This window comes from Nocardiopsis valliformis DSM 45023 (assembly GCF_000340985.1).
Taxonomy (GTDB): domain Bacteria; phylum Actinomycetota; class Actinomycetes; order Streptosporangiales; family Streptosporangiaceae; genus Nocardiopsis; species Nocardiopsis exhalans.
In genome coordinates this window covers 1-12,703 of the sequence record NZ_ANAZ01000016.1, presented here as the reverse complement: position 1 = coordinate 12,703, position 12,703 = coordinate 1, and the positions used below count along the sequence as shown (strand labels likewise).

General features: G+C 68.4%; 10 protein-coding genes. 7 read left to right on the top strand and 3 right to left on the bottom strand.

The genetic code is table 11. The features are described 5' to 3' along the window. Window positions 1-166: 166 nt before the first annotated feature. Both D457_RS0117295 and D457_RS0117290 read right to left on the bottom strand, forming a co-directional pair. Complete coding sequence (locus tag D457_RS0117295) at window positions 167-1,636, bottom strand: DUF6114 domain-containing protein (RefSeq protein ID WP_017581936.1); 1,470 nt, start codon at window positions 1,634-1,636, stop codon at window positions 167-169. 4 nt (window positions 1,637-1,640) lie between these two features. Further along, window positions 1,641-2,288, bottom strand: coding sequence for a DUF6230 family protein (locus D457_RS0117290; protein WP_017581935.1), 648 nt, complete (start codon window positions 2,286-2,288; stop codon window positions 1,641-1,643). A 218-nt stretch (window positions 2,289-2,506) separates the two neighbouring features. On the opposite strand from D457_RS0117290, the gene D457_RS0117285 reads away from it, so the two are divergent. Continuing rightward, complete coding sequence (locus tag D457_RS0117285) at window positions 2,507-4,435, top strand: GMC oxidoreductase (RefSeq protein WP_051072955.1); 1,929 nt, start codon at window positions 2,507-2,509, stop codon at window positions 4,433-4,435. A gap of 203 nt (window positions 4,436-4,638) precedes the next feature. On the opposite strand, the gene D457_RS0117280 is transcribed toward D457_RS0117285, so the two are convergent. Continuing rightward, complete coding sequence (locus D457_RS0117280) at window positions 4,639-5,421, bottom strand: MerR family transcriptional regulator (RefSeq protein ID WP_017581933.1); 783 nt, start codon at window positions 5,419-5,421, stop codon at window positions 4,639-4,641. A 177-nt stretch (window positions 5,422-5,598) separates the two neighbouring features. Between D457_RS0117280 and D457_RS0117275 the strand changes: the two genes are divergently transcribed. The 6 genes from D457_RS0117275 to D457_RS0117250 all read left to right on the top strand — a co-directional run bounded on the left by D457_RS0117275 (window position 5,599) and on the right by D457_RS0117250 (window position 11,848). Further along, complete coding sequence (locus tag D457_RS0117275; RefSeq protein WP_017581932.1) at window positions 5,599-6,510, top strand: AurF N-oxygenase family protein; 912 nt, start codon at window positions 5,599-5,601, stop codon at window positions 6,508-6,510. A 245-nt stretch (window positions 6,511-6,755) separates the two neighbouring features. After that, a complete protein-coding gene (locus D457_RS0117270) occupies window positions 6,756-7,682 on the top strand; it encodes an SDR family NAD(P)-dependent oxidoreductase (RefSeq protein WP_017581931.1) in 927 nt (308 codons plus the stop codon). A 26-nt stretch (window positions 7,683-7,708) separates the two neighbouring features. Next, window positions 7,709-8,623, top strand: a complete 915-nt coding sequence (locus D457_RS0117265) for an AurF N-oxygenase family protein (protein WP_017581930.1) — start codon at window positions 7,709-7,711, stop codon at window positions 8,621-8,623. Window positions 8,624-8,944: 321 nt separating this feature from the next. Then, a complete protein-coding gene (locus D457_RS0117260; protein ID WP_017581929.1) occupies window positions 8,945-10,462 on the top strand; it encodes a flavin-containing monooxygenase in 1,518 nt (505 codons plus the stop codon). Window positions 10,463-10,505: 43 nt separating this feature from the next. Further along, the gene (locus tag D457_RS0117255; RefSeq protein ID WP_017581928.1) at window positions 10,506-10,850 is read left to right on the top strand and encodes a DUF4873 domain-containing protein; all 345 of its coding nucleotides are present in this window, start codon (window positions 10,506-10,508) and stop codon (window positions 10,848-10,850) included. 101 nt (window positions 10,851-10,951) lie between these two features. Then, complete coding sequence (locus D457_RS0117250; RefSeq protein ID WP_017581927.1) at window positions 10,952-11,848, top strand: alpha/beta fold hydrolase; 897 nt, start codon at window positions 10,952-10,954, stop codon at window positions 11,846-11,848. The last annotated feature ends 855 nt before the right edge of the window (window positions 11,849-12,703 follow it).

Genomic DNA, 12,703 nt, shown 5'->3' with positions numbered 1-12,703 from the left:
TCCCTGAATCGCCCGCAGCAGCCGGGTCCCGGTCAACCGGCCGGGACCCGGTCCAGTTCGGCTCGGATCCGGTTTCGGGAACGGGAAACGGGGGCGCCGTCGCTGCGGCGCCCCCGTTCTTGATGCTGTTCTCCGGGGCAGAGGTTCCCCGAGGTCTGTCGGGGAGCTAGGCGGTCCCGCCGTACTGACCGTTGAGGTTGGGGATGGTCATCGAGTCGGTGGAGGCCATCGGGTTGTCCACCTCCACGCCGGTCACGTACATGATCGGCAGCAGGAGCGGCGGCGGGAAGTCCGGCGTGAAGGTCAGCGGAATGCCCAGCAGCCGCACGTGCATGCGTGTCACGTGCATCTCCACGTCACCGGTGAGGTTCATGGTGGGCAGCCCGAGGCTGCGCCGGGTACCGAGGTCGTCGAACCACAGTTCGCCGTTGCGGATATCGCCGCGGCTCATGGTGAGCCGAATGTAACGCTGAGGGCCGTCTGCGGTCGGGCACTCCACCACACCCCGGTAACGGGCGCCGTACATGGTGAGGCTGTCGGCGGTGAGGCCGGAGTCGCGGACCGAGCCGCGGAAGCAGTCGTAGTCGGAGTCGACCATGACCTCCGGGTACTCGTCCTCCTCCTGGGCGGCCTGGCAGGCCAGGACCACGGCGAGGAAGTCTTCCTCGTCCTCGGTGACGGCGTCGTCACCGATCCTGAGCTGGCACTCCTCGGGATTGGCGTCCTCGTCCTCCTCCAGCTCCTCCTCTTCGTCCTCCTCCTCGCCGTCGGTCTCGTCCTCGGTGTCCTCGTCGTCGTCCGGCTCCTCGGGGTAACCCTCTCCGGGGTCACCCCTGCCGGGCTCCTCCGAGGCCTCGTCCGAGGGTTCCTCGGAGGGCTGTTCCTCGGACTGTTCCTCGTCGCCCCCGGGGAGGAACCAGTCCCAGGGCCAGCCCAGGTTGGGGGCGGGCGCCGAGGCGACGGCGACGGCGACGGCGAGTGGCAGGGCGAGCGCGACCAGGGGCCGGGTGCCGCCCTGCGGGTCGGTGACGGTCTCGGTCTCCGCTGTCGCGATGCCGTGGTCACCGGGGGTTTCGGCACGTGTGCCGGTGCGGGTGCCGGGGGTGTCCCCGGCGGAAGTGCTGCTGGTGTCGCTGTCCGCGTCAGCGCTGCCCGTGTCGGCGGCATCGGCGTCGGTGTCGTCATCGACCCCGTCGCGCGCCTCGTCCTCGGGGGAGGCCGCAGCCCGGCGGCGCTTGCGAGAGCGCCGCCGGGCGTCGGGTGCCCACGCGAACACGAGAGACCCGCCGACGATTCCGAGCAGCATCCCGATGACGAACCCACCGAAGTTGGAGGTCACGAAGGACACCAGCGCGAGCATGACCCCGACCAGGCCGAAGAACACGTGCTGGGCGGGCTGGAACCAGCTCAGCACGCCGAGCACGATCAACAGGAACGCGATGAGCGGACCGGACACCCCGGCGATCCCCGCGTAGATGATCAGGTCGATCGGCAGGATCAGGCTCTGCGCGGCCGGTGCGACCAGCAACTCGATGCCGGCCGCGATGAGAAGGACTCCGCCCCAGAACGGACGGGTCCGTCGCCAGTCGCGGAACCATCCCCATCCCGAGCGAAGCGGGTTCAGTGCGTGGGCCATGGGATCAGAAGCACTCGTGGTTACCGGGCTTGATCGCCAGGTTCAGTCCGGACAGGCGCAGGGAACCGGAGGTGACCGCCCAGGTGGTCAGCTGCATGTCGGAGACGGTGATGCTGTCGGACTGGAGTCCGAAACCACCCGCGGGGCCCTGACCGCCCTCCGCCTTGTCCAGGGTGCTGGCGTCACGGCCGATCTCGATGGCGCTGAACTCGGCGTTGCCCTGGAGCTGTTCGATGTCGATGACGAGGTTGCTGCCCTGGACCGGGTTGGTGGCCCCGGCGTTGATGACGAGAGTGGCATCACCGATGGGCAAATCCCACAGGGAGGACATGCACAGGTTGTCCAGTTCTGCGGTGTTGATCGTGGACAGGCCGACGGGGCGGGCGGAGCCGTCCACCGAGTTGGCGACGTCGCCGTACTGGCTGAAACCGTTGCCCTCGAGCGAGTCCGCGGACATCTTGAAGCTGTCTCCGGAGACCGCGAAGGAAGCGGCGAGAAGGCCCTGGGTGGTCATGCCGCCGAGAACCGCAGCTGCCACAAAACCGGGGACGGCGACGAGGGCGAATCTGCGCCAGCGTGTTCCACCGCTGCCTTCGGGCTGCTCAGGCATGTCCTGAGTAGCCTCGGGCGCCTCTTCGGGAGCCTTGGGCATGTGAACCTCCAGTGTTCCGCCGCTGGGGGAAGCGGCGAGGGGGAACGAAACTTGCGCCGAAGCACGCCACGCGTGTTACATGGAACACACCTTACTCGGCGGTAGTGACGAACATTACAATATGGGTTGTCACATTTCTAGATGGCGCATTCATCGTTGCGGACTCGTATCCGGCGCATTACGGGCAACCGCTTCCGACCTGGAGAGAGACCCAAGCCATGTCCCCTCAGCGCATAGAAGACCCCGCCGACGGCAGAGCACAACCGGATGACAGCGGCGTGAACGGTGCCGCCCCGGACGACGCCTTCGACTACGACGTGGTGGTGATCGGCTCCGGCTTCGGCGGGTCGGTCAGCGCCCTTCGCCTCACGGAGAAGGGGTACCGCGTCGGCGTCCTGGAGGCCGGGCGCCGTTTCACACCCGAGACGCTCCCGTCCTCGTCCTGGGACGTGAAGAACTTCCTCTGGGCCCCGCAGGCCGGGATGTACGGCATCCAGCGCATCCACCTGCTGCGCGACGTCATGATCCTCGCTGGTGCGGGGGTCGGCGGCGGCTCCCTCAACTACGCGAACACGCTCTACCACCCGATGGACGCGTTCTTCGATGACCCGCAGTGGCAGCACATCACCGACTGGAAGTCGGAGCTGTCGCCCTTCTACGACCAGGCCCGCCGCATGCTCGGCGTGCGCACCAACCCCACCGTCACCCCCTCCGACGTCCACCTGAAGGCGGTCGCCGAGGACATGGGCGTCGGTGACACCTTCCGCCTCACCCCCGTCGGCGTGTGCTTCGGCGACGGGGAGGACGGCGAAGGCAACAAGGCGGCCCCCGGCGAGTCCGTCGGCGACCCCTACTTCGGCGGCGCGGGCCCCGACCGCAAGGCCTGCAAGGAGTGCGGCGAGTGCATGACCGGCTGCCGGCACGGGGCCAAGAACACCCTGACCGAGAACTACCTGTACTTCGCGGAGCGTGGCGGCGCCGAAGTACACCCCCTGACCACGGTCGAGCGGCTGCGTGAGCGCCCCAAGTCCGAGGGCGGCGGCTTTGCGGTGGACACCCTGCGCACGGACGCGCCGCGGCGCCGGTCGAACGCCCGCACGTTCACCGCGCGCCAGGTCGTGGTCGCGGCCGGGACCTACAACACCCAGACCCTGCTGCACCGGATGCGGGACAACGGGATGCTCCCCCGGTTGTCCGAAAAGCTGGGCACCCTGACCCGGACCAACTCCGAGGCCCTGGTCGGCGCCATGAGCAAGCAGGTGCCGCCACCCGAGGACCTCACCCAGGGCGTGGCGATCACGTCCTCCATCCACCCCAACGCGAACACCCACATCGAACCGGTCCGCTACGGCAAGGGCTCCAACGCGATGGGGCTGCTCACCGCGATCCAGGTGCCGGGCGGCGGGAAGATCCCGCGCTGGCTGCGCTTCCTCGGGCTGGCCGCGCGCCACCCGTACGTGTTCATGCGCAGCTTCTCCAACCGCCGCTGGTCCGAGCGGATCATCATCGGGCTGGTCATGCAGTCCCTGGACAACTCGCTGACCACCTCGGTCAAGCGGGGCCTGCTGGGCGGGAAGAAGAAGCTCACCTCCCGGCAAGGGCACGGCGAGCCCAACCCCACCTGGATCCCCGAGGGGCAGGAGGCGGCCACCCGACTGGCCGAGCGGATCGACGGCTACCCGGGCGGCACCGTCGGCGACATCTTCAACATCCCGATGACCGCGCACTTCCTGGGCGGCTGCCCGATCGGCAACAGCCCCGAGAGCGGCGTGATCGACCCCTACCACCGGCTGTACGGGCACCCCGGGCTGCATGTGGTGGACGGTTCGGCGGTCACCGCGAACCTGGGCGTGAACCCGTCCCTGACCATCACCGCGCAGGCCGAGCGGGCGATGTCGATGTGGCCGAACAAGGGCGAGGAGGACGCCCGCCCGGCACAGGGCGAGGACTACCGGCGTACCAAGCCGGTCTTCCCGCGCAACCCGGCCGTCCCAACCGGTGCCTTCGCCGAGCTGCGCTTCACGAAGTCGCTGCCGCTGTCCGTGGTGAGCTCCACGGAGCCCCCCGGCGGGGAGACGGCCGAGGAGATCGCCGAACAGATCGAGGAGAAGACGGCCGAGATCGGCGCCGAGACGCCCAAGATCTGACCCGGTTCCGGTCCGAACCGGGCCGCACGCGGGCCCGGACACCTGAGCGGTGTCCGGGCCCGTGATCTGTCCGGGTTCGAGCGGTGGGGGCCGCTGTGCGGAGGGTCGAAGTCTTCGGGGGTCGAAGCTGTCGGGGGTCAGAGCGAGCCGGGTGCCGGGGAGCACGGCTCTGTGTTGCTGTTGCTGTGGCTGTTGCTGTGGCCTCAGGGGCCGTGCGGGTCCTCCGCGTCCTGGGTGCTCAGGCCCTCACTCCGCAGGGTCTCCATCCCGTCGGCGAAATGGTCGCCCATGATGTTGGTGAGGTGGTTGGCCATCTCCTGGGCCAGGACCGCGTCCACCGCCTGCTGGGCCAGGGGACGCACGTGGCGGATGAGTTCGGCGATCTTCGCGATGTCCTCGGGCTGGAGCACGCTCCCCGCGGTGTACTCGGCGATGATGTGGTCGGAGACCAGGCGGATCATGTGCTCGGAGACGTGACCGATCTTGTCGCGCAGGTTCTCGGCTATATCGAGCACCGAGCCCACGGTCATGCCGAGCTTGACCAGTTCCACACCGGCGTGCAGCAGGCGCGGGCTGGGCACCCGGAAGCGCAGACCGTCGCGTTCGAGCACACCGAGGTCGAGCGCACGCTTTATGGTCTTCGGGGTCACCCCCTTGCCGAACAGTTCCCTCAGGTCACCGAGGCTGATGTAGTCGGCGATCTCGTCGCTCCAGGCGTCCCCGATCGCGGATTCGAAGCCGAGGACCTCGGACAGGTCGCCGCCGCGCTCCCACACCTGGAACATCTCACCGATGTTGGCGAAGGTGTAGCCGCGGCGGAGTAGCTGGCCGATCAGCCGCAGGCGCGCCAGATGTGCTTCGGAGTAGATGCCCACGCGACCCTGGCGTCGAGGCGGGGCGAGGAGACCTCGGTCCTGGTACACCCGGACGTTGCGCACCGTCGTGTCGGCGAGCCGGGCGAGTTCGTCAATGCGGTATTCGGCCATGCAACCCAGCCTAGAGACCCCGGAGAGCCGTACTCATCAGTAAATCCGTCCCTCCGTGCCGTTGAACGATGTCAACGAAGATTGTAACGTTCAGGAGAATCGGAGTGAACGGGGTCACATCACTCGAACCACCCGTTCGGCGCGCCTCCGACACGGAACACCCCCTGGAGGTACCCCATGTCCGTGGCAAACGCGCAGACACCGAAACTCACCGATCGCGAGGACATCGCCAAGCGCCTCCTGCGCGGCTCCGCGAAGGCCTCCTTCGATCCCCTCGTGGAGATCGACTGGGACGCCCCACTAGAGGACAAGTGGGGCATGCGCCCCGAGCGGGTGTCCATCTATGGCACCCACCTGTGGGACCGGCTCAGCGAAGACCAGCGCAGGGAGCTCTCCCGCCTGGAAATGGCCAGCACCATGGCCACCGGCATCTGGTTCGAGACGATCCTGATGCAGATGCTGGTCCGGCACGCCTACCACAACGACCCCACGACCCTGCATGTCCAGTACGCGTACACCGAGATCGCCGACGAGTGCCGCCACACGGTCATGTTCGCCAAGGCGATCGAGAAGCTGGGCTCCAAGGCCTACCGCCTCGACCCGGTCGCGCACGTGCTGGGCAACCTCTTCAAGGCGATCGCGCACGGCCCGCTGATCTTCGCGGGCGCGCTGTTCGTCGAGGAGATCCTCGACCAGCTACAGCGGGAGATGATCGACGACGACAGCATCGAGCCGGTCGTGCGCTCCACCTCCCGCATCCACGTGATCGAGGAGGCCCGGCACATCCGCTACGCCCGCGAGGAGTTCCACCGCGACTGGATCAGGCGCGGCCCCGTGGACAAGGCCTACTCGCGGCTGGTCCTGGGCCTGGTCACGTACTACTCGGCCACCCGGCTGATCCACACGAAGGTCTACGAGCAGGTCGGCCTCGACCCCAAGGAGGCCTACCGGGTGGCGCACCGCAACCCGATCTTCATCGACAGCAAGACCGAGCTCTCCCGCAAAGTCGTGAAGACCCTGGACATCGCCGGGGCGATCACGGGGCTGGGCCGGTACTTCTGGAAGAAGGCGGGCCTGCTCGGCCGCTGAGCAGCTGAGCAGCTGAGCAGCTGATCGATTGAGCCGCCAGCCGCAAAGACACCGGTAAACACAGAGCCGCAGGTGAGCAGCCCAGGGGCCGTGCGCTCGGACGCACGGCCCCCTTCCGTGTGGGTCAGACCGGCTTAGCACCCCGGAAACCCGGAACTTACCCGCGAGTAAATTTCTGGCGACACCCCATTGCATTGTGACAATGCTCGTTGTAACGTTCCGGCAATGACTGTGGAGGAGATCACATGACGACCCCCTTGCCGCGCCACCTGAGTCGGCTGCCCGGCCAGAACGCCATCGTCACCGGCGCTTCCGGCGCGTTCGGCAGCGCCACCGTGGCGGTCCTGCGCCACCTCGGCGTCAACGTCGTCGGCATCGACCGCAAGGCCGCCCCCGGTGTCATCGCCTGCGACATCACCGACGACACTCAGGTGCGCGAAGGGGTCGCCGAGGCCATCGAGCAGCTCGGCGGTCGCCTGGACCTGCTCATCCACTACGCCGGGGTCGGCCCGTCCGTGGACATCGGCCACCTGCCCGACTCCCACGCCCACCAGGCGCTGGAGGTCAACCTCCTGGGCACCTGGCGAGTCACCGCCGCGGCGATGCCCGCTCTGCTCAAGAGCCGGGGCCGCGTCATCATCACCGCCTCGCTGCTGGCCAACCTCCAGCTGCCGCTGGCCGGCGCCTACACCGTCTCCAAGCGCGCGGTGACCGCCTACGCCGACTGCCTGCGCGCCGAGTACGGCACGCACGTCGGGGTGACCACGGTCTACCCGGGCTTCGTCGACACCCCCATCCACGAGAGCTCGCGCGCCACCGGCGCCTCGCTCGACGGGCTGGTCCCCGCCGAGACCGAGCGCGACACCGTGATGACCGTGGTCCGCGCCGCGGGCGCCAAGCGCGCCCCGCGCGACGTCGCCTGCACGGCCTTCGGTACCGCGGCCCTCCACCTGACCAAGCACTTCCCCGGCACCACCGAACAGATCGTTTCGCTCCAGCTCGGTCTGCTCCTCACGGACGGCGCCTTCGCGGAGGCGGAGATCGCCCAGGGGCTCCACGCGCGACACGGCTCCCCGTACGCCCAAACCAGCGCCACCGCCGGCGCGACTGCCGGCGCCACCGTCCGCTCGACCGTCAGCGCCGCCCCCGCCCCCGCCGCCAGCACTTCTTGAATCAGCACTGTCTGAGGAGGAACCCGATGACCGCCGAAGTAATCGCCAAGCCTAAGGTCACCGACCGCGAGGACATCGCCAAGCGCCTCCTGCGCGGCTCCGCCAAGGCCTCCTTCGACCCCCTCATCGAGATCGACTGGGACGCCCCAGTCGACCCGGACATGTGGGCGATCCGCCCCGAGCGCATCTCCATCTACGGCACCCACCTGTGGGACCAGCTCAGCGACGAGAAACGCAAGGAGCTCTCCCGTCTGGAGGTCGCCAGCGTCGCCACCATCGGCATCTGGTTCGAGACGATCCTGATGCAGATGCTGGTGCGGCACGCCTACCACAACGACCCCACCTCGCTGCACGTCCAGTACGCGTACACCGAGATCGCGGACGAGTGCCGCCACACGGTGATGTTCGCGAAGATGGTCGAGAAGCTGGGCTGGCACACGCACCGGCTCGACCCGGTCACCTTCCACCTCGGCCGCGTCTTCAAGGCGATCGCGCACGGCCCGCTGATCTTCGCGGGCGCGCTGTTCGTCGAGGAGGTCCTGGACCAGCTCCAGCGCGAGGCCGTCCCGGACGAGCAGATCCTGCCGCTGGTGCGCGCCGTGGCCCGCATCCACGTGACCGAGGAAGCGCGCCACATGCGCTACGCCCGCGAGGAGTTCCAGCGCGACTGGCCCGAGCGCGGCGCTCTGAACAAGGCCTACAGCCGGATCGTGCTGGGCCTGGTCTCGTACTACTCCGCGACCCGCCTGATCAGCCCGAAGGTCTACGAGCAGGTCGGGCTCGACCCCAAGGAAGCCTACCGGGTCGCCAAGGGCAACCCGCACTGGGTCGAGACCAAGACCTGGGCCGCCCGCAAGGTCGTCGGCACCCTGGACACCGCCGGTGCGATCTCGGGTCTGGGCAGGTACTTCTGGAAGAAGGCCGGTCTGCTCGGCCGCTAGGGCTCAGCGACTGGAACCAGCACCCCAGAACCCCCGAATCCCCGAGAACGCAGACCGCCCCGAGAGGATCACCTCTCCCCAGAACGCCGTCGTCGGAAGGCGAAACGCGCCACGTCTTCCGACGGCGGTCCCCCAAACGTCGGGGGCTGAGAGCGTAACGCGCCACGCGCTCAGCTCCCGACACCCCCTCCCCCGGGGGCGAAACGCGCCACGTCCCCGGGGGACTCATACTTACCGGTCGGTATGCAGGGGTCGGCAAGCAGAGTCCGCCGATCCGCAGGAGTCCAGGGCCGCACCGGGCCGCACGAAGGGAACAGCATCGTGACCGAAGCAGTACCGCACTACCGGGTCGCCGTCATCGGCTCCGGGTTCGCCGGAATCGGGATGGCTGTCCGCCTCAGGCAGGCCGGGCTCAGGGACTTCGTGATCCTGGAGCGGGCCGACGGCATCGGCGGGACCTGGCGCGACAACTCCTACCCGGGTGCCGCCTGCGACGTTCCCTCACACCTGTACTCGTTCTCCTTCGCGCTCAACCCCAACTGGAGCCGGAGCTTCTCCCCGCAGCCCGAGATCTGGGACTACATGAAGCGGGTCGCCGGTGAGCACGGGGTCGACCAGCACGTCCGCTACGACAGCGACGTCAAAGCCGCCCGCTGGGAGCCCGACCGCAACCGCTGGCGGATCGAGACCTCCAGCGGCACCGTCACCGCCCAGTTCCTGGTCAGCGGCGCCGGTCCACTCGCTGACCCCACCTACCCGGACATCAAGGGCCTGGGCACCTTCGAGGGCAAGCTGTTCCACTCCGCCGAGTGGGACCACGACCACGAACTGACCGGCCGCAAGGTGGCCGTGATCGGCACCGGCGCCTCCGCCATCCAATTCGTGCCCAAGATCCAGCCGCAGGTGGGCAGGCTGACGCTGTTCCAGCGCACCGCGCCCTGGGTGATGTTCCGCCACGACCGCGACATCACCAAGGCCGAGAACTGGCTGTACAGGAACATCCCCGGCGCCCAGCAGATCGCCCGCAAGAGCATCTACTGGGGCCGTGAGAGCTACATCTTCGGTTTCGCGAAGAACCCCAAGCTGCTGGGGATCGTGGAGCGCCTGGGCCGGGCCAATATCAACCGCAGCGTCAAGGACCCGGAGCTGCGCCGCAAGCTCACCCCGACCTTCCGCGCCGGGTGCAAGCGCATCCTGATGTCCAACGACTACTACCCCGCGCTGGCCAAGCCCAACGTGGACGTGGTCACCGAGGGCATCGTCGAGGTCCGCCCAAACGCCGTGGTCACCCGGGACTCCTCCGGCAGGGAGACCGAGCACGAGGTGGACACGATCATCCTCGGCACCGGGTTCCAGGTCACCGACCCACCCATCGCGCACCGCATCTTCAACCCCGAGGGCCGCTCGCTGGCCGAGCACTGGGGCTCCGACGTCCAGGCGTTCCGGGGCACGACCGTCAGCGGCTTCCCCAACGCGTTCGTCCTGGCCGGGCCGAACACCGGCCTCGGACACACTTCGCAGGTCTTCATGATCGAAGCGCAGATCCGGTACACGATGGAGGCGCTCAAGTTCGCCTGCAAGAACCGGATCGACCGCCTGGAGCCGCGCCCCGAGGCCCAGCGCGCCTACACCGAGATGGTGCACAAGTCCATGCAGGGCACCGTGTGGGTGACCGGCGGCTGTGACAGCTGGTACCTGAACGAGGAGGGCCGCAACACGACGCTGTGGCCCACCTTCACCTGGAACTTCGCGCTGCGCACGCGCTGGTTCGACCCGCACAACTACGACCTGCGCCGCATCCGTTCGGCCAGGAAGAACAAGGAAGCCGTCCCGGCCTGAGCACGCCGGGGACCACAGTCGGAGCCGGAGAAGGAGAAGCAGTATGAGCGGGTTCGATGACGAGGAAGAGGAGTACCGGGGCACGGTCACCATCGTTCTCCAGGATCCCCCGGAGAGCGGCGGCTCCGGGGAGAGCTTCAAGGTCAAAGCCCACCTGGCCGGACACTTCTCCCCGCTGACCGGCGACTACCGGTGGAAGGGCCGCCTGTCGGCCGACCCCGGCCTCACCGAGGCCTACAAGAGCGGAGCGCGCACCGTCATCGTGCGCACCCCGGACGGCCACGAAGGGGTTGGCGTCCTCGACAGCGCCAACCTCTGGGGCGGCCACCCCGTCAGCGGATCCGGCACACCGCCCTTCGCCGTCCCCCAGATCGAACTCGACGACTGAGTTCCCGGCCGCCCCCGCGGCCCCCAGAACGTCCCCCCAGGTCACGCGCCGTCCTGGGGGGACTCCCCTTCCCGAGTGACCAGAGTGAGAGGTAACCCCCCATGGCGACACGACACGTGGGCCACGCCCAGGAACTCAGGGTGCGCTCCGCCGACGGCACCCAGCTGCACGTCGAGGTCCGCGGCCCTGCCGAAGGACCGACCGTGGTGTTCGCGCACTGCTGGGCGACCTCCCTGGCCTCCTGGGGTCCCGTCGTCCGCGAACTCGACCCGAACCTGCGGGTGGTCCTGTACGACCAGCGCGGCCACGGCCGCACCCAGACCCCCATCACCCGCGCCGGTTACGGCACCGACAAGCTCGCCGACGACCTCTGCGCGGTGCTCGAAGCGACCGTTCCTGACGGCCAGAAAGCGCTGGTCGCGGGGCACAGCATGGGCGGCATGACCATCATGGCCGCAAGCTCGCGCGCGACCTTCAAAGAGAAGGCCGGCGCCGTCCTCCTCACCAACACCGGCTGCACCGACCTGGCCCGCAGGTCCACCGCCATCCCGCTCCCCGGCTCACTCGGCACCCTCGGCGCCAAGATCTTCCTGACCGCCCCGCTCCCCCTGGGCCCGGCCAACGCCGTCAGCGCCGAGATCTTCAGGTTCCTGGTCATGGGCAAAAAGACCGACAAGGCCACCAAACGCCTGTGCGCCAAGCTCGTACACGACTGCGGCGGTATCCCCCGCGGCGAGTGGGGCCGCGTCATCACCAAGCTCGAACTCGACGAGTCGGTCCGCGAGATCTCCGTGCCCACCGTGGTCGTCGGCGGCGACGAAGACAAACTCACTCCCCCGTGGCACGCACACCACATCGGCGACCTCGTCCAGAACTGCGAAGAAGTCCGCGTGATCCCCGGCCTGGGACACATGGGCCCTCTGGAGGTCCCCAAGACCCTGGCCGAGCTGGTCGACAAGCTGGCGATCAACCACATCGCCACGAGCACGAAGACCTAGAACCCGACATACAAGGGGCGCGACGCGGAGGGGGCGTCGCGCCCCTTCGCCATGTCACTTCCTGAAGACGGGCTCCACCAGCAGGAGGAGACCCCGTTCCCGCCTACACGGGGAGCACACCAGTGCCCTGCGGGTTCGGGGAGATCGAGGGGGTCGGGGGTTCGGGGAGATCGAGGGGGCAGGGGGGCGGGGTGGCAGACGGGCCCCGAAGGGGGCAACTACTCATTACCTCGGCCTTCGGCCGGAGCCCTCCCCAGCCCTGCGGGGATCGGGTCGCGTGTCGCGGCTGGTCAATGCGGGCAACGAAAAGCGGCGGCGAAGGCGGCAGTCTCCCCCAGGCCCGCGCGGACCGGACCGCGTGTCGCGGCCGGTCGCGCGTGCCATCGGACACCCGGCGGTAAGGGTTGGGTTCAGCGCTGTGGTGTTGGCTCTGCGAAGGCCAGGAGGGTCCGTAACCCGCGACTGGGGGTTGTCCGCTGCTTCCGAAACCCCCTCATCCCCGATGATCTTGCTACCAGAAGCGAAATCGGCGCGCTGATTTCGCTTCTGGTAGCAAGATCATCTTTGAAACAGGGGCCGAAACCGGGCTCGGGGGACTGTCGGGTCGCCGTTGGTGTTCGCAGGCAAGCGTGACCGGCCGCGACACGCGACCCGATCCGCGCAGGCCTGGGGAGCCCGGGGTCTTCGCTGCCGTTTTTCGTTGCTGACCTTGACCGGCCGCGACACGGCCGGGCGTTGGGCTCCGAGGTGTGGAAGGCTCCGGCCGAAGGCCGAGGTAATGAGTAGTTGGCCCCTTCGGGGCCCGTTGGCCACCCCGACCACACCTCCCCCGTTTCCCGACAGCCGCCAACCGCC